The sequence below is a fragment of the Cucumibacter marinus DSM 18995 genome (assembly GCF_000429865.1).
Lineage (GTDB): Bacteria > Pseudomonadota > Alphaproteobacteria > Rhizobiales > Devosiaceae > Cucumibacter > Cucumibacter marinus.
Genome location: NZ_AUCR01000002.1, coordinates 239,393 through 260,556, shown reverse-complemented (window position 1 = coordinate 260,556; position 21,164 = coordinate 239,393). Strand labels below are relative to the sequence as shown.

The following is a 21,164-nucleotide window of genomic DNA, read 5'->3' as shown; positions in this document are numbered from 1 at the left end:
ATGAACACCCCCGGAATCGAACGGGGTGATTCATGGCTCATGAATGGGCGGTCGGGCTGATGACCGGCACGGTGCTCGACGGCAATATCGATGTCGCATTGCTGCGCACCGATGGCGAGACGGTCGCCGAATTCGGGCCCTTTCGCCTCGCGCCGTATGGCGAACACGAGAACCGCCTGATCGCTGACGCGCTGGCCACTGCGCAGAACTGGCAGTTCGCGGATCAAGACCCCGAAATCTTTGCGCAGGCGGAACAGGCGCTGACCCTGGCCCAGGCTCGTGCTGTCGAAGAACTTGTCGCCGAGGCCGGGCTGAAACCGATCGATGTCGCAGCAGTCGGCTTCCACGGCCAGACCGTGCTGCATCGCGCGCCGCAGGCGGGACGAAACGGCAGAACCCGGCAGCTCGGGGATGGTGCCCTGATGGCGGAACGCCTGGGCATAACCGTGGTCAACGATTTCCGCAGCGCCGATATGGCCGCCGGTGGCCAGGGCGCACCGCTTTCTGCCGTCTACCACAGGGCCCTGATGCAAAGCGCGGGCATGGGTGACGACACCGCCATTCTCAATCTCGGGGGTGTCGGCAATGTCACCGCCACCGGGCCCAATGACACGCTGATCGCTTTCGACACCGGCCCCGCCAATGCCCCGGTCAATGACTGGGTGAAGCGACACGGGCTGGGCGAAATGGACCGAGACGGGCAGATCGCGGCCAGCGGAGTGGTGGATATGGACCGCCTCGCAGCACTGCTGGACCATGCCTGGTTCTCGCAGCCCTTCCCCAAATCGCTCGACCGCAACAGCTTTACCGCCGAGATGGCCGAAGGACTGAGCGCACAGGACGGGGCGGCTCTCCTGACGGCCTTCTCCGCTGCGGCGGTGGGCAAGGGCCTCGACCTGCTGCCCCGCCGTCCGGACAGGCTCATCGTTTGCGGCGGCGGCAGACGCAATCCGAGCCTGATGCGCGCCATCGGCGAGCGCGCGGACGTCAAAGTCGAGAGCGCCGAAGATCATGGCTGGCGGGGAGACGCCATCGAAGCCGAATGTTTTGCGTTCCTGGCAATGCGACGGCTGCACGGGCTGCCGATCAGCATTCCCGGCACCACAGGCGTCCCGTCCCCGATGACCGGCGGAGTTGTCCATCAGGCCCGCCAATAGCCGCGAAATCCGCATTCGGCGAGACGCTTAACAATCGCGTGACCGCCCCCTGCGAAATCGCGGTAAATCCTTACACATATCCAATTTTGTCCATTTTATAGTCAAAAAAGTGTATTTTTTGCACTCATGCTAGGCCGTAAGCTGCGCGAGCGCGGGCGCCATCCGCCAGCGCTGTGATCCGAGGCCCGATGTCGATCATCGCCGGGCCCAGCCCTGCCAGGCCGAATGCCAAGCCTGCAGGCGGATCCAATGTAACGGGAGGAACGCATGTCTACATCCGGGCTCAAAGCCCCCATGAAGCGCCGCGCCTTGATCGGCGCATCCGCATTGACTGCCATGGCTCTCGCCCTTGCACCGGTCTCGGCCGGAGCGCAGGACGGCGAACGCGACTCGATCCGCATCGGCTACGCCGTGCCGCTCACCGGCCCCAATGCCACCGGCGCGGGTATCACCACCATCCCCAACTACAAGCTCTGGGTGCACGATGTGAACGCCGATGGCGGCATCGAACTCTCGGCGCTGGGCAAGACGCTGCCTGTCGAGGTCATCGAATACGACGATCGTTCCTCGACCGAGGAAGCGGTGCGCGCCATTGAACGGCTGGCCACCCAGGACAATGTCGACTTCATTCTGCCGACCTGGGGCACAGGACCGAACCTTGCCACGGGTCCGACCTTCGACCGGTTCGGCTATCCGCAGCTCGCTGCCACGGCCGTAACCGACCTCGCCGGCGAAATGGCCAACCGCTGGGACAAGAGCTTCTGGATGCTCGGCGGCGGCTATGATTATGCCGTGGCGCTGGTCGACCTGCTGTCCGAACAGCGCGATGCCGGCACCATCAACAACAAGGTTGCCGTGATCTCGGTCGCGGACGGTTTCGGCATCGATCTGTCGAAAGCCGCTCTGCCCGCTTTCGAGGCCGCGGGCTTCGAGGTGGTCTATGAGCAATCCTATCCGCTCGGCACGTCCGACTTCGCGCCGATCATCAACGAGGTCTCCGGCCTTGGCGCCGACACCTTCGTCGCCTTCTCATACCCGCCGGGCACTTTTGCGCTGACCCAGCAATCGGTCGTCTCCGGCTTCAATCCCAAGGTGTTCTATCTCGGCGTCGGGACCGCCTTCCCGGTCTATCCCAACATCGCCGGCGAGAATGTCGAAGGCGTGATGGGTATCGGCGGCGTCGACCCGGACAGCGAAGCCATCAAGGACTATTTCGAACGCCACACCGAGGTAACCGGCAACCCGCCGGACAGCTGGGCGAGCGCAGTGACCTATGCGAGCCTGCAAATGCTGCAACAGGCCATTGAGCGCGTCGGTGACGTCGATCGCGACGCGGTCGCCAAAGAGCTCTCCACCGGCACGTTCGACACCATCCTTGGCGAGGTGAAGCTGGTCGACAATCAGCTCCGTTCGCTGTGGACCGTCGGTCAGTGGCAGGACGGCCAGTTCGTCGGCCTTGCGCATACCGAGCGCGAGGGCGCGCGGGATCCGATCATTCCGAAACCGGAATTCAAGCCCGCCGAATAGGTTCGGTCAGGCGCGCGCCGAAACGCCGGCGCGCGCCAGCTTCCTGATGTGTTTTGCCGGTCACCGCGAACTGGCTAGCATGACGGTCGACGACACCCCGCAACAGGGGTGCGCCGGGGGTCTGCTTTTGGGGGAGATGCGCCCATGTTGTTGAGCGCCCTGTTAACCGGCCTGGTGCTGGGCGGCACCTATGCCCTGATCGCCATGGGGCTGACGCTGCAGTATGGCGTCGCCCGGATCATGAATCTCGCCTATGGGGACTTCATGATCGCAGCAGCCTTCGGTGCCTTCGTGCTGTTCACCTCACTCGGCATCAACCCGCTGCTCGGCATGATTGCAGTCATCCCGGCCGGGTTTGCGCTCAGCTATGCCATTTACGGGGTCATGCTGCAGCCGCTCGCTCGCCGTGCCAAGCATTCGGGCCGGCTCGAGGTCGACTCGATCCTCGCCACATTCGGGCTTCTCTTTGTCATTCAGGGTGTGGCACTGGTCATCTTCGGCGCCAATTTTGTCAGCTATTCCTATCTCGCCATCCCCATCAACATTCTGGGCACGACACTGGCCGCCAACCGCGTATTGGCGCTTGTGCTGGCCCTCGCCCTCGGCGCCGGGCTCTACTACGCCCTGACCCATACGCGCTGGGGCACGGCCATCCGCGCCGTCGCGGTCTCCCCGCAGGCCGCGCCGCTGGTCGGGATCGATGTCGATCGGGTTTCACGCTTCGCCTTTGCGCTTGGCGGTGCACTGGCCGCATCGGGCGGGGTTGTCGTATCGATGTATCTGACCTTTTCGGCCACCGCCGGGGTGGTTTTCACCATGAAGGCGCTTGTTGTCGTCATCATGGGCGGGGTCGGTAATCTGCTGGGTGCTCTGGCAGCGGGGCTGATCCTCGGCATCGTCGAGACCCTGGTTGCCACCTATATCGACACCGGGCTGACCCTGGCTGCGACCTATCTCATCTTCCTCGCGATTCTCGTCTTCCGCCCCTCGGGCCTGTTTGGCCGGAGGCCGTCATGACGCGCGCTCTCTGGCTCGCTCTTGTCATCGCCGCTGTCGCGGTCGCTGTTCTCGCCTATATGCCGAGCCAGCTCGGCCCCTATCCGCTCGGGCTGATGATCGGGATCATGAGTTATGTCGTGCTGGCCACCGCCTGGGCCATGTTTTCGGGTCCGACGCGTTACATTTCCTTGGCGACCGTCGCCTTTTTCGGGCTCGGCGCCTATACGGTCGCGGTACTCGGCGATTACCTGCCCTATCCGCTTGTACTGGCCTGTGCCGGGCTTGTGGGTCTTGTCGTGGCGCTGATCGTCGGCGTGTTCACCCTGAGGCTGGCGGGCGTCTATTTCGTCGTTTTCACCTTCGGGCTGACCGAGCTGATCCGGCAGGTGGTGACCTGGTACGAAGTCAATGTCACACGGACCCTCGGGCGATACATCTTTCTCGATATCACCACCGAACAAATCTACTGGCAGCTTCTCGGCCTCGCCGTGATCACCATCGGAATCGCCTTCTGGGTGCGCCGTTCGCGCATCGGCCTGGCCCTAAGGGTTATCGGTGACGACGAGGTCGTCGCTGCCCATTCCGGCATCAACATCCCGGCCACCAAGATCGCCCTGTTTGGCGTGAGTTCGATGATCATGGCACTCGCCGGCGCCATCCAGTCCCCGCGCTGGACCTATATCGAGCCCAGCATCGTATTCAATCCCACGATCTCGTTCCTTACCGTGATCATGGCCCTGCTCGGCGGTGCCAACCGCCTGTGGGGGCCACTATTGGGCGCGGTGCCGCTTTTCCTGCTGTTCGAATGGTTGTCCGCCCATTTCCCCAACCATTATTCGATCATCCTGGGGCTGCTGTTCATCGCCATCGTCTTCGCCCTGCCCAATGGCGTGCTGGCCTTTGGCGAGGGCCTCTGGCAGAGGCTCAGACGCCGGGAGGCGCATTCATGACCGCCCTGCTCGATGTCGACCGGCTGACCCGGCGCTTTGGCGGCCTGGTGGCAGTCAATGAACTCACCTTCTCCCTCGATGCGGGCGAAATCGTCGGCCTGCTTGGCCCCAATGGCTCGGGCAAAACAACAGCGCTCAATCTCATTTCGGGCCTGGTGGCGCCAACAAGCGGACAGATCACATTCGACGGGCAACCCATTGGCGGCCTGCCGGCCAACCGGATCGCGCGGCGGGGCATTGCCCGCACCTTCCAACTGGTGCGGCCCCTGCCCTCCTTGACCGTGATCGAAAACGTTATCACCGCGCTCGCTTTCCGCGCTGAGGCTCTGTGGGGCAAACCCGCCGAAGAGGCGGCGGGCCGTTATCTTGAACAGGTCGGACTCACGGTGAGGCCGGGCCAGGCCGCTGTCGATCTGACCTATATCGATCTCAAGCGGCTCGAACTGGCACGGGCGCTGGCCGCCGAACCCAGACTGCTGCTGCTCGATGAATGGTTGGCCGGGCTCAACCCCACCGAGCTCAGGGCCGGGATCAAGCTGATCACCGCGCTGCGGCAATCGGGCATCACGGTATTGCTCGTGGAGCACGTCATGGATGCGGTTCACGCGCTGTGCGAGCGCTGCGTCGTCATGAATGCCGGCCGCAAGATCGCCGACGGACCAACCGCCGATGTGCTTGAAGACCGCGATGTGGTGCGCGCTTATCTGGGAGAGGTCGATGCTTGAAGTCACCAATCTCAGCCTCCACTACGCCCAGCACCTGGCGCTCGAAAAGGTGCACCTCTCGCTCAATCAGGGAGAGACCGTTGTCGTGCTCGGTGCCAATGGTGCCGGGAAATCATCGATGCTCAACGTGCTTGCCGGACGGATTGCGCCGGACAAGGGCACAGAGGTCAGTTTTCTCGGCAGCCGGCTGGTCGGGCGCAAACCGCACGAATTCCCCGAAATGGGGATTGCGCTTGTGCCCGAAGGCCGCGGGATATTCGGCGATTTGACCGTTGCCGAAAACCTGTCACTCGGCGCCTATGTCAAACACGCCCGTGCCGGTGAGGCCGAACGCCTCGGCATGGTCTATGAGCTGTTCCCGCGCCTCGCCGAACGCCGCAGCCAGATTGCGCGTACCATGTCGGGCGGCGAACAGCAGATGATCGCCATTGGCCGTGCGCTGATGAGTCAGCCCAAACTGCTGATGCTTGACGAACCGAGCCTGGGGCTGGCGCCAGTGCTGGTGCTCGAATTGTTCAACGCGCTGGAAAAGATCAAGCGCACCGGGGTATCGCTTTTGCTCGTCGAACAGAACGTCAAGGTCAGCCTCAACATCGCCGACCGGGGCTATCTGCTCGAAGGCGGGCGCGTGGTTGGCGTGAATACCGCCGAAGCGCTCAAACAGGACCCGGCGGTGCAGCAGGCATTTCTCGGCCTGCCAGGCGCCAAGTCAATCCTGCCCGCCAACGACTTCTGAGGCGATTGGCGCCGGCGCCCGGGCCAGCCGCGACTGGCGCGCCTCGGCAATGATCCAGTGCGCGAAGGCGTCGGTCTGCGGGCTCGGCGCACCGTAGGGCCGGACAACGAAATACCGGTTCGAGGTTTCCAGCACCGCGCTCCCCAGCCGCACCAGCTGGCCGGCGCGCAGTTCTTCCTCAACCAGATAATCCGGCACCAGCGCGGCGCCGAGCGAAGAGCAGGCCGCCGCGATCACCATGGAGAACTGATCGAACTGCTTGCCAGGCAGGATCCGCGATTGCGGCCTGCCCAGCATGGCGAACCATTTGCACCAGGCATCGGACCGGCTGGTGAGATGCAGGAGCGGAGCGGCCACCAGGGCGTCGGGATCGGCAAGGCCCAATCGCTCGGCAAGGCCCGGCGAGGCCACCGCGATCATCTGTTCGTCGCAAAGCGGGGTGAGCGAGGCGTCCGGCCAGTTGTCGTCGCCGAAATGAATGGCGAGATCGAAACGCTCTCTCGACAGGTCGAACGGTTCAAGCCGCGTGGCGAACGACACCTCGACCTCGGGAAAGCGCGCCTCGAAACGCGGTAGGCGCGGAATCAACCAGCGATTGCCGAAGGTGGGCAATGTCGCGATGCGAAGCGCCGAGCCGCGTGATCCCGCAGCCACCGCGCGGTAAAGCGTCTGCCTGATCCGGTCGAGATCGAGCGCGATCTCTTCGGCCAGGGCCTGCCCGGCACCGGTGAGGATCACCCTGCGGCCGACGCGCTGGAACAGGGTGACGCCCAGCGCATCTTCCAGCTCCTTGATCTGGCGGCTGACCGCACTCTGGGTGAGAGCCAGCTCCCGTGCGGCGAGGGTGAAGCTCTGGTGCCGCGCCGCGCATTCGAAACTGCGCATGACGCTCAAAGACGGCATTGTGCGCCGGAAGTCAGGATCGCTCATGCGGTTCATTCATGATCTTCATCGGATGTCCCGATTACCATGACAATGGCGCATGAGCCATATGCCCTAGGCCCGGCTGACCGCGAGTTCCATGGCCGCGTAGTCCTCGACGGCGAAGCCTGCCGATTTGAACAGGGTGATCTCGTTTTCCGAGGACCGGCCCTTGTGCTCGCCACGCACCAGCTCGGCGAGATCGGCCCGGATGCCCGTCTCCGCAATCACCCCGGCCTCCACCGGCTGCGTGAGCTCGCCCGAGAGCAGCGCGCCGGGCCGCGTATCGGCAAAGATCGATGCCCGCCGGATCGCTTCATCGTCGGCCTCTCGCATGTCCGGGCGAAACGCCCCGATCAGGTCGAGATGCGTGCCGGGCTGCAGCCAGTCGCCATGAATGATCGGCGATGTGGCGCTGGTCACCGACGAGATCACGTCGGCCTGCCGGCACGCCTGTTCGAGATCTTCCGCCACGCGAGCGGTGACCCCATGGCCGGAAAGCGTCGACACGATTGCCGCCGCCTTGTCCGGGCTGCGCCCGTAGATCGCTATATCCGAATAGTGGCGCTGGGTCGTGTGGGCCTTGGCCACATCCGCCGAGAGCTGTCCCGTGCCGACGATCACCAGTTTTGCGGCATCGGGCCGGGCAAGATAGCGGGCCGCCAGCGCGGAGCCGGCAGCCGTTCGCCGGGCCGTCAGCACATCGGCGTCGCAGACCGCCTTGAGCACCCCATCTTCGCCATTGAACCAGATCGCGCCGGCATGGATGGTCGGCAGGCCCTTCTGGCCATTATCGGGATAATAGGTGACGGCCTTGACCATCACCCCTTCCCCCGGCACCCAGACCGGCATCACCAGGAGCGAAGCCTGCCCGCCACCGGGCAGCGCCATCGGCAGGACCTGGCGCTGGGGCGCCTCGACATCGCCGGTCCTCAGATGCCCGGCGAGTTGCTCGATCAGATCGCTCCAGTCGAGACGCGCCCGCAATTCGTCATTGCCGATGACCTGCATGTCCGTGCCCGATCAGGATTGCGCCGCCACGACCATAACCTCGACCAGCAGTTCTGGGCTGGCGAGCTTGGCCTCGACACAGGCACGGGCCGGCGGATTGGCGGGATCGACCCAGGCATCCCACACTTCGTTCATGGCGCCGAAATCATTCATGTCGGTCAACCAGATATTGGCTGACAGGATGCGCGACTTGTCGCTGCCGGACTGGCCGAGCAGATCCTCGATGCGCGCGAGGATGTCGCGGGTCTGGGCCTGCACATCGCCATCGGGCCGGCCGACCTGCCCCGCGAGATAGACCATGCCATTGTGAATGACCGACTGGCTCATGCGGGGGCCTTTGTCGAGGCGGGTAATATCGCTCATGTGTTTATCCTTTTGAGAACCGGCCGGGTGACACGGTGTCGATGAGGCTGGCCGGAAAATCGGGTTCCGCCTTCCCGGTTATCAGACTGGCGGCCAGCCGAGCAATCGCCGGTGCGGTCTGAATGCCATATCCGCCCTGCCCGACAAGCCAGAAGAACCCCTCCGCCGCCGGATCGAAGCCGATGACGGGCTCACCGTCCTCGACAAAACTGCGCAGCCCTGCCCAGCTGCCTTCGACCCGATTGATCTCGATGGTGATCATCTGCGCGAAGCGCTCGATCCCCTCGGCCAGCACCATGTCGTCGGCCCAGGCGTCATGCGGGGAGACCGGTTCGGCATCCGCCGGAGACACCATCAGCTTGTCGACCCCGATGGGCCGCGCATACCAGTCCTCTGCGACGCTGCCGAAAAATGCCCAGCGATTGACCTCTCCCGGCACCGGCACGATGGCCGCCGAGCGACGCTTGGGCACCAGGCCGAGGGGGTGTATCCCGGCCATGCGGGCAATCTCGTCGCCCCAGGCGCCGGCAGCATTGATCAGGATCGGCGCCTCGACGTTCTTGTCTCGGGTCTCAACGCGCCAGTTCGCCCTCGACCGTTCGATGGCGGTGACGCGGACACCCGTCTCGATCCGCCCGCCCCGTGACCTCAGCAGGCGAGCAAAGCCGCGCAACAGGGTTTCGACGTCGATGTCCTGAGCGTCCTTTTCATAGCTGGCGCGGGCGATGGCCGCCACGTCGATGATCGGCACAAGGCTCTTGGTGGTGTGCACCGGGATCTCCTCGATCCCGCTGCCAATGGCGAGAATATCGTCGAGTAGCCCTTCCTCGCCGGGCCGGGCCAACAACAGATGCCCGCGCGGTTCGAGCAGGGCCGCAGGCCAGAACTCCTCGTCAGGTGATGAAAGCTCGGCCTTGCTCGCCCGCGTCAGGGCGCGGATACCCGTCGGCCCGTAATTGTCGAGCCGGATCGCCGCCGACCGCCCGGTCGCATGGCTGCCGAGTTGATCCTCCGCCTCGAAGACGAGCGGGGCAAGACCCTGTTCGGCCAGCCGGGCCGCCGCCGCGACGCCGGCGATCCCGCCCCCGATCACAATGGCATCGACCGTTTCGCTCATGCCCCCGCCTCCGCACCGAAAGCGGTGAGAAAGGCCGTCAGATTGTCGCCGAGTGCTTCGCTGAGATAGCCGCCTTCCTGCACCAGCACCGTAGGAAGTCCCACGCGCGCCAGCGCCTCCGCAATGCGGCAGAATCCGTCCCGCGTCACCGAAAGACCGGCAAAGGGATCGTCGTGATAGGCGTCGAGCCCGAGCGCGACGACAAGGACGTCGGCACCAAAACCGGCGACCTGTTCGAGACCGATCCCCAGGGCATCGAGAAAGGGCACATCGCCCGAGCCCTGTGGCAGTGGCAGGTTGAGATTGTATCCGGCGCCCAGACCCTCGCCGCGCTCATGCGCATGACCCCAGAAAAAGGGATAGAAGCTGTCGGGATCGATATGCACCGAAACGGTCAGCACATCGGCTCGATCGTAAAACATCGCCTGGGTACCGTTGCCGTGATGCAGATCGACATCGACAATGGCTGGACGCCGGCCGGCTGCCAGCAGATGCGCGGCAGCAATGCCGGAATTATTGAGAAAACAGAACCCGCCCGCCATGTCGGCAAAAGCATGGTGACCCGGCGGCCGGCACAACGCATAGCTCGCCCGCGCTCCCTCGAGCACGTCATCCGCCCCACTAACAGCCGACTGTGCGCTCCAGTAGACCGAAGAATAGGTGTGCGGGCCGATCGGGCATGCCGTATCGGCCTGGTGCCACCCCGCCCGGCCAACCGGGTGCGCCGGATAGGTCGCGGGCCGCCGCGCCGGATGCACATTGGGCACAACCTCTTCGGAGGCGCCGGGCAAAGCCTGCCACTCTTCATAAATGGTCGAGAGAAAGCTCAGATAGTCGGCCGAATGGACCCTGGCCAGCGGCGCCATGCCGAAATCGGCTGGCGCCGCGGCATCGAGGCCCGCCGCGATTGCGCCTTTGTGCAGCGCATCGAGCCGGGCCGGCTGTTCCGGGCTCGGCCGGCGTGCGCCGCGGTTGAGAAAATGCTGCGGGTCATGCTCCCGCTGCCGTTCATCGACAAATACCTTCATGGGTGTCCCGGAACTAGGCCTGTGCCTCGCCCGGCTGGGCGGGCAGCAGCGAACAATGCCTTGGATCAAAGCGGGCGGTGACGGTCTCACCTTCGGCGAAAGGCTTGCCATTAACCATGTTGATGGCCTGCAGGCGCCGGTCGCCAACCCGGAGGAAATAGCGGACCGACTGACCCTGATAGTCGACAGTTTCGACCACAGCCGGCGCCGCTATTCCCCCGCCGTCTGCCGAACCGCCAGGTTCGACCAGGAGTTTTTCTGCTCTCAAGAGCAATTTGATATCTGTCGCGCCATTGGTTTGGCCTGCCCGGTCTGCCGGCACCTCGACCCCTTCAAACGGGGTGGCATCGACAGTGACGCCTTCGCCCTGCCGACCGCTGACACGGCCGCCGAGAATGTTGGTACTGCCCAGAAACTCGGCCACGAATTCGGATTCCGGCGCATCATAAACCGCCTGCGGCTCGCCGACCTGCTCGATCTTCCCGCCGCGCATCACCACGATCTTGTCGGACATGGCCAGGGCTTCGCCCTGATCGTGGGTGACGAAAACGGTGGTGATCCCCAGCTTGTCCTGGATGCGTTTGAGTTCGACGCGCATGTCTTCACGCAGATTGGCATCGAGTGCGGAAAGCGGCTCGTCGAGAAGCAGCACATCCGGCTCGATGACGATGGCCCGCGCCAGCGCAATGCGCTGCTGCTGGCCACCGGAAAGCTGACGGGGATAACGATCCCCCATTTGCGGCAACTGCACGAGCTCGAGTGCGTCACGCACCCGGCGCTCCGCCTCCTCGCCGACAACCCCGCGATATTTGAGCCCGAAGGCGACATTTTCGTTGATCGTCTTGTGCGGAAACAGCGCGTAGTTCTGGAACACGATGCCCAGATTGCGCTTGTGGATCGGCAGATTGTTGACCCGTTTCCCCTTGATGCTGATGTCGCCCTCAGTGGTGTCGATGAGACCGGCAATCATCCTGAGGGTCGTGGTCTTGCCGCAGCCCGAGGGGCCCAGCAAGGTCAGGAAGCTACCCTGCTCGATATCGAGCGACATGCGGTGCACGGCGGTGAAACTGCCGAACCGTTTGACGATATCCCTGAGTTCAACCGCATTTTCCATATCGCTGCCCTCTCATCCCTTGAGCCGGTTGGCCGGCTTGCGGAGCGGGCGCTTTCGCCCGCTCCCGTGTCGGCGTTACGCCTAGTAGCCCTTCTGGACCCGTCCGAAGGTCTTGGACCAGTCAGCCTCGTTGCCGTTCCAGTAGTTCGGATCGGCAAAGGTCAGCCCGCTCAAGGTGCCAGACGGATCGAAAGCCGGCAGTGTCGGGATCTTGGAGCCCAAATCGACCTTGCTTGGATCGAGCGCGGGCGGATAGTTCTGGGCTTCGGCGACCGCGATCGAGGTCTCCGGCGCGAGCATGAAGTTCAATAGCTCTTCACACTCGGCCATGGGAGAACCCTTGATCACGAACATGCATTCCTGCCAGCCGAAGCCATTGGGCGGATCGATATAGCCGATATCGTGGCCCTGCTCCTGCAGCGCATAGATGCGGCCCGACCAGCCTTCAGTGACATAGATTTCTTCTTCGGCCAGAAGGCTCATCAGCTCCGCGCCCGAAGTCCAGTACTTCAGCACCAGATCACGATGGGCGCGCACGGCATCCCACATCGCATCGACATCGGTTGCCCCGTTGGGGTCCTGATCGGTCTGCAGTGCCGCATACCACATGCGGGTGCGCCAGTCCGACCAACCGCCGATTTTGCCCTTGTAGGCCTCGTCGATCAGCAGCTTGGCGCCCTTTTCCTTGGCCTCCTCGTCAGAGATGTATTTGCGGTTATAGGCGATGCCCGTGGTGCCGTAATCGAACGGCACGCAGGACAATTCATCGCCGGAAACCGCCGAATAGACATCGACGAGCTTGGGAATCACCAAGTCGAGATTGGGGATGTTGGCGCGGTTGAGATTGCTGGCATAGCCGAGATTGTAATAGCGCGCATAGTCGAACACGCCGGACAGGTGGGCGATGTTGTATTCGCCTTCCTGCGAGGCCTGGACGCGGGCGAGATATTCGTCACCACTGCCGAAGGTGCCGTCGACAACGGTGACCCCTGTCTTGTCGGTATAGGGATCGAATGCCTTGTCGCGGAAGGCCTCGGAGACCACGCCGCCCCAGCCATCGAACCGGACCTCGGAGACGTCCTGCGCCTTCACCCGGCTGGCAAACGGCATCTGCACGCCATAGGCAAGACCCGCGGCCCCCACCAGGGTAAAGAACTGCCGGCGGTCGAGCCCGCCATTGCCGAGCCGCTCGCGCAGCCGCTCATATCTTTTCGTACTGTCCATCTAATCCTCCCTCTGGATTCTATGCGGGCGCGCCCGCCTGTGCCCCCTGCCGGGCCGAAACCTGGCGCATGACCGCAAGGCCGAGCAGGGGAAGGCCCACCGTAAGAACGATCATCACCGTGCCGAGCGCGTTGATCTCGGGTGAGATCGAGTTGCGCAGCATGGCGAAGATCTGGGTGGGCACGGTTTCGACACCGCCGGGCTTCCAGAACAGGGTGCCGGTGATGTCATCGAACGAAATCGTGAAAGCGAACAACGCGCCGGCCATGACCGCAGGCATGATCAGGGGCAGCGTGACGCGGAAAAAGGTCTGTATGGGCGAGGCGCCGAGACTCATCGCCGCTTCTTCATAATCCCGCCGAACCCCGATCAGCCGCGCCTGCACGACCAGCACGACGAAAGGCAGGGTGAAGATGACATGGCCCATCAACAAGAGCGGAAAGCTCTTGGGCACATTCATCAATTGCAGGAACAAAAGCAGCGCCACCGCCAGCACCACCTCGGGCACGAGGATCGGCGCGATCAGCAGCGTCGAGATCGTGGTCTTGCCGGGAAAGTCGTAGCGCACCATCGCCAGCGAGGCGAGCACGCCGATCGTGGTCGAGATGATGGCAGTGAGGATGCCCAGCAGTGCCGAAGTCTGGAAGGCACGGATGATGGCATCATTGGTGGCCAGCTCGCCAAACCACTGCAGCGAAAACCCGGTCATCGGGAAAGAGCCGAACTGGCTGGCATTGAAGCTCAACAGTACGACGACCCCGATGGGCAGGAACATGAACAGATAGACGAAGATCGTCCACAGGGTGATCCAGGTGAACCCGGTTGGTTTGCGCATCAGCCCAGCCCCTTTGCCAGTTGACCGAGCCCGGCGAACCGGTTGTAGACGACGACCACCGTGCCGAGCACGACCAGCAGGGCCAGCGACAGGGCGGCGCCGAGCGGCCAGTCGAGCTGGGTGATGATGGCGTCGAACACCAGATTGGCGAACATCGCATCGCGCGGACCGCCCAGGATGATCGGCGTGATATAGGTCCCCGCCCCCAAAACGAAACACAACAAAGCCCCTGCCCCGAGCCCGGGCATGGAAAGGGGCAATGTAACCTCGGTAAAGGCCTGCCACCGGGTGGCGCCCAGCGAGTGGGCGGCGTCCTCGAGCGTGGTGTCGATGCCGTCAAGGCTCACATAGATATTGAGGATCATGAAGGGCAGAAGGTAGTGCACCAGCCCCAGCACGACCGTGGTTTCATTGTAGAGCATCTGGATCGGGTCTGTGACGATACCCATCGCCTGCAACAGCGAATTGACCGCGCCGGACACACCCAGAATATTGATCCAGCTCATGGTACGGATGATGTAGCTGACCCAGAATGGCAGCATCAGAAGCAGCAGCAGAAAGCCGCGATTGACCCCTTTCACCCGCGCGATGAAATAGGCGGCCGGATATCCCGCAAGGGCGCATACGACCGTGGTGATCAGCGCAATCTTGATCGTCTGGAGAAGGATGTCGCGGTAAAAGCGGTCGCCAAGGACCTCGGCCCAGTTGTTGAACGAGAAGGTCGCATCGATCCCGCCAACGGCGCTGCGGAGCCAGAAGGAATAAACCAGCACGAAAACCAGCGGCACCAGAAGCAGAAGCCCGACCGCCGTCAACGCGGGCGAAAGCAGGATCCACGGCGCGCGCCGTTCCGCCTGTTCGATACTGGCCATGATTGTTCACTCCCTCACCGGCCAGTCTGGTAAGGCCCAAATCATTATTCAAATAGATATTCAAAATCGTCATCATTGACTGTATTGATGGTGTTATGGATGCCCCGCTCCCCAACGATATCGCCCGAAAACTCGACTGGAATCTGCTGCGCATGTTCGTTGTGCTGGTCGAGGCCGGCTCGATTACCGGCGCCGCACAGGAACTGGGCTTGCAACAGCCCAGTGTCTCGAGCGCCCTCAAGAGGCTCGAGGAAACGCTGGGGCGCCAGCTCATCGACCGCAGCCCGGGCTGGTTCCGTGTGACCGATGCCGGCATGGCGCTTTACCGCGAAGCCGTGGATATCCACGGCGCGATCCTGCGGCTCGGGGTGCTGATGCGCGATGTCCGCGAGGAGATCACGGGTCATGTCACCATCGCCATGGCCAGCCATGTCCTGAGCCCGATCTTCGATGAGGCGCTGAGCGAATTTCATCGCCGGCATCCAAGGGCAACGGTGGAGATCCGCATCGAAAACAGCCCGACCGTGGTCGAGCGCGTGCTCTCCCGGCGGGCGAGCCTCGGCATCGCGATCATTTCCAACCCGCACCCCAAGCTGGTGCACCAACAGATGTACCGCGAGTATTTCGGCCTTTACTGCGGGCCGGGCCATCCCCTGTTCGGGCGCAAGGGGCTCAGGCAGAAAGACATTGCCGGCTTTGACTGGGTCTCGTTCACGACCGACCAGCTCTCGGACGTGTTGCGGCCGATCACCATATTGAGGGCGCAGGCCACCCCGGACGACCGGGTGATCGGCACCGCCGAGAACCTTGAGGAAGTGCGTCGAATGATCGTTGCCGGGCTCGGCATCGGCCCCCTGCCGGTGCACGTCGCCCGCCCCGACGTCGAGGCCGGAAACTTGTTCCGACTGCCGCCCTATCGCGACCCGCCGGAAATCGATGTCTTCACCATGCTCAACCCGGCGATGAAACAGAACCGCGCTGAAGCCTCCTTCACCGCGATCCTGTCTGATGCTATCAGCACCACGCCCCTGGCCGAACGGACCTATGGCGACTGACGCCGACGGTCCTGATCGCGGTCACTCCGCGACCAGTTCGGACAAGGCCTGCTGATCATATTGCGCGGCATAGTCGGCGCTCGGCGGGATCGGCTTGATTACATCGATCAACACGCCATTCGGGTCGTGGGTGATGAAATGGCGCTGGCCGAAATCCTCATCCCTGAGCGGCAAGTGGATCGGCAGGCCGGCGGATTTCGCGGTTTCATAGAACGCGTCGACATCCTCGACCTCGAAATTGAGGATCAGTCCTGACACCTGCCCGCGCGCCGATTCGGGTACCGTCTCGTGGTCACCCTGCAGAACGGCCAGATTGACCGAAGGGTCGACGGTCGAGCGCAGATGCACATACCAGCCGCCATCAAAGGCCCGCTCGAAGTGGAAATGGGTTTCGTAAAAGGCTGAGGTTGCCTCGACTTCCGTGGTCATGATGACCGGGTAATACTGGGTGATCTTCATCCTGGAGCTCCTTGATGGCGCGTGTTTCGGGCCCGCGCCTGCCCGACCGGACAAGGGTCCGGCCGGCACCGCGATGCCGCCATCAATAAATATACATACTGCATGTATGTCAATCTCATGTTCGCTACGAAGCCATCACTCAGATTGTTTTGGCGCCCTTGAACGGAACATCGGGAAAGCGCGCGGTCTCCACCCGCCTCCCCGCGAACTCTGGCTTGCGCCGCATCGTTGCTCCCACATACAGTCAGTTTGTATCAGCGATGGAGCAAATCGTGGCAGCGAGCGGATCAGCAACCGAACAAAAGCAACGCATCCCCAATGCAACCCGGACGGAACGGACCCGCACCGCTCTTGTGTCAGCCGCGCGGGAACTGTTCGCCGCAAAGGGATTTGCTGAAACCGGAACCCCCGAAATCGTCAAGGCCGCCCGGGTGACCCGTGGCGCGCTCTACCATCACTTCGAAGGCAAGACCGCGCTGTTCCGCGCCGTCATCGAGGCAGAAGCCGAAGCCGTGGCAAGGGCCATCGAGACGCGGACCACCGAACCGGCCTCGGCCCGCGACGCGCTGATCGACGGCGCCAACGCCTTTTTCGACGCCATGAGCGTTTCCGGCCGCGCCCGGCTCTTGCTCATCGATGGACCCGCCACGCTCGGCCACGAGGAGATGAACCGGATCGACCGCGCAACCGGTGGCGCCGAGCTGATCGAGGGTCTCGCCTATGCGCGAGACCATGGCGAACTGCGTGACCTGCCCATCGAGCCCTTGGCGGACCTGCTCTCCGCCGCCTTCGACCGGGCGGCCTTGGCAATCGATGCCGGAGAGGATGCCGAAGCCTACCGCACGGCCATCGCCCGCATGATCGACGCACTCCTTGAAAGGCACTGAGTTTTTCACTTGCAGCCCGCCCTCGTGGTTCGCCCTTCGACCAGCTCAGGGTGAGGGCTCGGGGGTGCATACTACCGGGCCGCCCCGGCCTCCGAGCCGGGGCCTCGTTGCAATTGGGCATGGAGGTCCCGGATCAAGTCCGGGACAGCGCGGTATTGGTGCAAGCGTACACCCCGACAGGCCCGGCAGGCATTTGCCTCCAGGGTTTCAAAGAGCAGAGCGGGAGAGAGGCGCAGGGCGTCTCGTCGCAAAACTAAAACAATGAGACGGCCAGCGCCTCTCTCACCCGGGGTTTTGGGCTTGGACTGCGGCAACGGGCTGGGGTCAATCCCCGCCATGTTTCCACGGTACGCCGCCGCCTTGACGGCAGCCGGCTCCGGCGCAGTTTTGGCCTTCCCTGAGGCGACCCTCATGGAACCCGGACCCAGACCTGCCTGACCGTTCGTCGCGACCACGCTCAATCGCAAGCTGGTTCGAAGAGGATAAGGGAGGTTTTTGAGGCGGGGATAATTTCGATCCGGCCCGAAAGGCAAAATCAGTCCGGTGGACTGATTTCAGGTGAGAAGGCCATGAGAGCTACGCTCGAATGGCGGAAACACCACCCCCACCCGTTCCAGCACTACCAAGGTTCCACCGGAACCTCGGTTTGGGCTTCGCCCAACCGCTTGTCACCCCCCGTCAAGGGGGAGGTGACATTGGGGCCAGCTCATTGTTCCTTCAACTCCATCGGTGAAGCGGGCACGGCCTACCCCCCCTTGCGGGGGTGAGGCGGGACCAGCAATCTCTCCAGTGGAGAGATTGCCCGCTGAACGGTCCGGCATAGCCGGGCCGGGTGGGGGGGCACATGCCAACCACGCCCTCGCCCTTCGAGGCTCGGTTTCACCTCGCACCTCAGGGTGAGGGCTTGGGGGTGCTTCCTCCCGGGCCGCCCCGGCCTCCTTTTGCCTCGCGCCGCCCCGGCCTCCGAGCCGGGGCCTGGTTGCATTTGGGCATGTAGGTCCCGGATCAAGTCCGGGACAGCGCAGAGCGTGTGGCACTGGTCACCTCCGCCCACCTCGTCACCCTCGGGCAGCCCGCCGGCGCGAGGCGGGTAAGACCCGAGGGTCCATGAGGCGCTGCAAGGGATTCAGTGGTCGTGGAGAGTCACAACGGCTTCCCGCGATGCACCTCAACATGGATTCTCGGGTCGAGCCCGAGAATGACGACCGTGGGGTGGCAAATCCTCAGCCAAAGCGAATAGCGTCACCCCGGTGACTTCGACGCATTTCACCAATCGTGCCAGTGGCATGATTGAAGCGGAGAAGGCCATGAGGGCTCGCGGTAAGGGCTTGTGGAGGCCACATTCACTCGAAACGCCTAAGCGAGTTCCCTAATCCCCAACCGGCTTCGGGCCGGTATCCCCGGAGAGCGGCACCAGCGAGGTGCGGATGCGGCGGAGGTTTTCCTTCACCGGCTCGGGCCGCGTGCGCGCCACGCCCGTCGCCAGCACATCGAGAATGGTGGTGAAGACGAGGCGGGATGCCGTGGGTTTGAAAATGTCCTGGTCCTCGGGCAGATCGACCTCGATGGCGATATCCACCGCCTTGGCCAGGTCTGATCCGCTTTTGGTCAGGGCCAGGGTTTGCGCGCCGTATTGGCGGGCGATGGCCACGCTATCAAGCAACTCGGCAGGCATGCCGGTCGAGGAAATCGCAAAGACACGATCCTCTGCGGTGTAGGTCGAGGCGAGCATGCGCTGGAGATAACCGTCCGAATGGGCCTCGGCGGCGATGCCGAGCCGGAAGAACCGGTTCGCCCCTTCCCGCGCCACGTTGGAGGAGCCGCCGCCGACCCCGAAAAACGCCACCCGGCGAGCACCCGACAGGCTGATGATGGCACTGGCCAGCGCCTCGTGATCGAGCTGCCCTCGGGCGAGGTTGAGGGTATCGACCAGCGCGCCGAACACCTGCCCCACCAGCTGGTCGGTTGGCGATTGGGCGTCGCTTGGCCCGTGCAGATACTGGAGACTGACAGCAACCGACTGGGCCAGCCGGATCTTGAACTCCCGAAAACCGTCGCAGCCAAGCGTGTGGCAGAACCGGTTGACCGTGGCCACCGACACATCCGCCGCATCAGCGATCTCGCCCTGGCGCAAATGCACCACTTCGTCGAGATGGGTCAGCACAAAATCGGCAACCCGCCGCTCGCGCTTGGGGAACTGGTCCCGCGACGATCTCAGCCGCGAAATGATATCGAAGACTTCACTCATGCCAGCATCCGCCGAACCCGCCACGGACTGAGCATGCGGCCCAACGCCCCCCAAGGTCAATTTCTGCCCGTTCGTCTTCAGCGGTTGTCTGGCGGTCATGCGCCTGCCCACCTCATCTTGTTTCCCTCACCATATGAAAGTTTCTTCCACATTGACACCCGAATTTGCCGCAAATGACACAAATCCATTGACGAGCAACCCCTAAGATGTAAGTTTTTTTCAGGATATCGCGTAAGCCACTTACAAATTGGTCCGCGAATTTCCATGCCGGAACGGCGCCTGAGGGGCGGCGGGACGGCAATCAATGAAGACCGGGGCACAAGCCCTTGGGAGGAGACATTCAGATGACACGACGCAGCCCACTTCTTGTGGCGGCAGCCACCGGCCTTGCGCTTCTGCTTGGCGGCACCGCCTTTGCCGACGGCACCATGCGCTATGCCTCGATCGGTGAACCCCCGAGCCTCGACCAGCAGGTCGGCACCTCGGACCTCTCGACCACCATCGCACACCACGTTTTTGAAGGGCTCTACACCTTCAACGGCGACTATGCGCCGGTTCCCCTTCTCGCCAGCGGCGACACGATTTCGGATGACGGCAAGACCATCGTCATTTCGCTGCGCGACAACGTGACCTTCCACAACGGCAAGCACATGACGTCCGAAGACGTCGTCGCCTCGCTCAAGCGCTGGGGCGAATTCGGCTCCAGGGGCGGTCTTTTGTTCGCCAATGTCGAGAGCGTCGAAGCCACCGGTGAATATGAGGTCACCCTCAAGCTGACCGCACCCTTCGGACCCTGGAAAAACCTTCTGGGCTTCATCAATGGCGGCGCGGCAATCTATCCGTCCGAGATCGCGGCCGATGCCGGCGGCGAACCCATCGCGCCGGAAAACTACATCGGGACCGGTCCCTACAAATTCGTCGAATGGCGCCCCAACCGCCATATCGAACTGGCCCGTTTCGAGGACTACACCTCCCCGCCGGGAGATGCCGACGGCTATGGTGGCGCCCGCAATGCCGAATTCGACACGCTGCAATTCGTGCCCGTGCCGGATGTCGGCACCCGCGTGAGTGGCTTGCGCGCCGGTGATTATGACTATGCCGAATCGATCCCGGGCGATCTGTTCGAGGAACTCGACGCCGATGAAGGCGTGCGCACCATCCTCAATGGTGGCCCGATCTTCGGCCTTGTGTTCATGAACTCCAAGGAAGGTCCGCTGAAGGAGAATTTCGCCCTTCGCCGCGCCATCCAGACCGCCATCGACAAGGTGCCGGCCCTGCAGGTTGCCATTGGCCCGGAAAAGCTGTGGCGTGCCAACGGATCGTTCCTGCCTGAAGGCAATGTCTGGTACACCGATTCCGGCATCGACAACTTCTCGAGGGGCGATGCCGAAGCGGCGCGTGCCATGGCCGAGGAAGCCGGTTACGCAGGCGAACCCATCAAGCTGATGGTCTCGACCAATTACCCGTTCCACTATGACAGCGCGGTCGTCTACACCAAGCAACTCGCTGAAGCCGGGTTCAATATCGACCTGCAGGTCTATGACTGGGCCACTCTCATCCAGAAGCGTTCCCAGCCGGACCAGTGGGACCTGTTCGTGACCCATCATGGCTTCGTTCCCGACCCGATCCTGATCTCGGTGCTCAACGAGAACTATCCGGGCTGGTGGTCGACGCCCGAAATCACCGAACTCAAGGCTGCCTTCACCGCAACCGCGGACCCGGCCAAGCGCCAGGAGATCTGGGCCGACATTCAGGGCCTGATCTATGAGCAGGTACCGACCATGAAGACCGGTGATGTCTACACCTACAACATCGCGTCGCCGGACCTCGAAGGGCTCGAATCCTCGACCCTCGTGTGGCCGCACTTCTGGAACGTCTCCAAGTAAAGGCGCCATCCAGCAAACCTGACCCGAACCTCGCAGTCTCCGCCCAGTCC

At 63.2% G+C, this 21,164-nt stretch carries 20 protein-coding genes; 9 read left to right on the top strand and 11 right to left on the bottom strand.

Annotated elements, in window-relative coordinates; translation table 11 throughout:
* Positions 1-32: 32 nt before the first annotated feature.
* From G489_RS0104420 to G489_RS0104395, 6 genes are all read left to right on the top strand, one after another.
* On the top strand, positions 33-1,157 hold the full coding sequence (locus tag G489_RS0104420; protein ID WP_029040511.1) for an anhydro-N-acetylmuramic acid kinase: 1,125 nt from the start codon (positions 33-35) through the stop codon (positions 1,155-1,157).
* Positions 1,158-1,424: 267 nt separating this feature from the next.
* Entirely contained in the window at positions 1,425-2,684 is a 1,260-nt protein-coding gene (locus G489_RS0104415; RefSeq protein WP_245578810.1) for an amino acid ABC transporter substrate-binding protein, read from the top strand.
* A 144-nt stretch (positions 2,685-2,828) separates the two neighbouring features.
* Entirely contained in the window at positions 2,829-3,701 is an 873-nt protein-coding gene (locus G489_RS0104410) for a branched-chain amino acid ABC transporter permease (RefSeq protein WP_029040509.1), read from the top strand.
* Positions 3,698-4,633, top strand: coding sequence for a branched-chain amino acid ABC transporter permease (locus G489_RS0104405; RefSeq protein WP_029040508.1), 936 nt, complete (start codon positions 3,698-3,700; stop codon positions 4,631-4,633). Before G489_RS0104410 ends, G489_RS0104405 begins: the two co-directional genes overlap by 4 nt.
* A complete protein-coding gene (locus tag G489_RS0104400) occupies positions 4,630-5,358 on the top strand; it encodes an ABC transporter ATP-binding protein (protein ID WP_029040507.1) in 729 nt (242 codons plus the stop codon). The genes G489_RS0104405 and G489_RS0104400 overlap by 4 nt, the downstream gene beginning before the upstream one ends.
* Complete coding sequence (locus tag G489_RS0104395) at positions 5,351-6,094, top strand: ABC transporter ATP-binding protein (RefSeq protein WP_029040506.1); 744 nt, start codon at positions 5,351-5,353, stop codon at positions 6,092-6,094. Before G489_RS0104400 ends, G489_RS0104395 begins: the two co-directional genes overlap by 8 nt.
* Here the strand turns inward: G489_RS0104395 and G489_RS19045 are convergent.
* From G489_RS19045 to G489_RS0104350, 9 genes are all read right to left on the bottom strand, one after another.
* On the bottom strand, positions 6,068-7,024 hold the full coding sequence (locus tag G489_RS19045) for a LysR substrate-binding domain-containing protein (RefSeq protein ID WP_051332359.1): 957 nt from the start codon (positions 7,022-7,024) through the stop codon (positions 6,068-6,070). The genes G489_RS0104395 and G489_RS19045 overlap by 27 nt on opposite strands.
* A gap of 66 nt (positions 7,025-7,090) precedes the next feature.
* Positions 7,091-8,026, bottom strand: a complete 936-nt coding sequence (gene lhpI, locus G489_RS0104385; RefSeq protein ID WP_029040505.1) for a bifunctional Delta(1)-pyrroline-2-carboxylate/Delta(1)-piperideine-2-carboxylate reductase — start codon at positions 8,024-8,026, stop codon at positions 7,091-7,093.
* 12 nt (positions 8,027-8,038) lie between these two features.
* The gene (locus G489_RS0104380) at positions 8,039-8,389 is read right to left on the bottom strand and encodes a RidA family protein (protein WP_029040504.1); all 351 of its coding nucleotides are present in this window, start codon (positions 8,387-8,389) and stop codon (positions 8,039-8,041) included.
* A 4-nt stretch (positions 8,390-8,393) separates the two neighbouring features.
* Positions 8,394-9,506: an NAD(P)/FAD-dependent oxidoreductase gene (locus tag G489_RS0104375; RefSeq protein WP_029040503.1), complete on the bottom strand. Its 1,113-nt coding sequence runs from the start codon at positions 9,504-9,506 to the stop codon at positions 8,394-8,396.
* Positions 9,503-10,534, bottom strand: a complete 1,032-nt coding sequence (locus G489_RS0104370) for a histone deacetylase family protein (RefSeq protein WP_029040502.1) — start codon at positions 10,532-10,534, stop codon at positions 9,503-9,505. Before G489_RS0104370 ends, G489_RS0104375 begins: the two co-directional genes overlap by 4 nt.
* A gap of 13 nt (positions 10,535-10,547) precedes the next feature.
* Complete coding sequence (locus tag G489_RS0104365; protein WP_029040501.1) at positions 10,548-11,648, bottom strand: ABC transporter ATP-binding protein; 1,101 nt, start codon at positions 11,646-11,648, stop codon at positions 10,548-10,550.
* Between the two features lie 81 nt (positions 11,649-11,729).
* Positions 11,730-12,872, bottom strand: a complete 1,143-nt coding sequence (locus G489_RS0104360) for an extracellular solute-binding protein (protein ID WP_029040500.1) — start codon at positions 12,870-12,872, stop codon at positions 11,730-11,732.
* A 19-nt stretch (positions 12,873-12,891) separates the two neighbouring features.
* Positions 12,892-13,707 (bottom strand): ABC transporter permease, encoded by an 816-nt coding sequence (locus tag G489_RS0104355; protein ID WP_029040499.1) that lies wholly within the window; start codon positions 13,705-13,707, stop codon positions 12,892-12,894.
* Complete coding sequence (locus G489_RS0104350; RefSeq protein WP_029040498.1) at positions 13,707-14,579, bottom strand: ABC transporter permease; 873 nt, start codon at positions 14,577-14,579, stop codon at positions 13,707-13,709. Before G489_RS0104350 ends, G489_RS0104355 begins: the two co-directional genes overlap by 1 nt.
* Before the next feature lie 95 nt (positions 14,580-14,674).
* On the opposite strand from G489_RS0104350, the gene G489_RS0104345 reads away from it, so the two are divergent.
* Positions 14,675-15,634: a LysR family transcriptional regulator gene (locus G489_RS0104345; protein WP_029040497.1), complete on the top strand. Its 960-nt coding sequence runs from the start codon at positions 14,675-14,677 to the stop codon at positions 15,632-15,634.
* Between the two features lie 21 nt (positions 15,635-15,655).
* Here G489_RS0104345 and G489_RS0104340 read toward each other — a convergent pair whose 3' ends face one another.
* On the bottom strand, positions 15,656-16,093 hold the full coding sequence (locus G489_RS0104340; RefSeq protein WP_029040496.1) for a VOC family protein: 438 nt from the start codon (positions 16,091-16,093) through the stop codon (positions 15,656-15,658).
* Between the two features lie 272 nt (positions 16,094-16,365).
* On the opposite strand from G489_RS0104340, the gene G489_RS0104335 reads away from it, so the two are divergent.
* Positions 16,366-16,980: a TetR/AcrR family transcriptional regulator gene (locus G489_RS0104335; RefSeq protein ID WP_245578809.1), complete on the top strand. Its 615-nt coding sequence runs from the start codon at positions 16,366-16,368 to the stop codon at positions 16,978-16,980.
* A gap of 1,369 nt (positions 16,981-18,349) precedes the next feature.
* Here the strand turns inward: G489_RS0104335 and G489_RS0104325 are convergent.
* Positions 18,350-19,228: a MurR/RpiR family transcriptional regulator gene (locus tag G489_RS0104325; RefSeq protein ID WP_029040493.1), complete on the bottom strand. Its 879-nt coding sequence runs from the start codon at positions 19,226-19,228 to the stop codon at positions 18,350-18,352.
* A 344-nt stretch (positions 19,229-19,572) separates the two neighbouring features.
* Here G489_RS0104325 and G489_RS0104320 point away from each other — a divergent pair, with 344 nt between their 5' ends.
* Positions 19,573-21,114, top strand: a complete 1,542-nt coding sequence (locus tag G489_RS0104320; protein WP_029040492.1) for an ABC transporter substrate-binding protein — start codon at positions 19,573-19,575, stop codon at positions 21,112-21,114.
* The last annotated feature ends 50 nt before the right edge of the window (positions 21,115-21,164 follow it).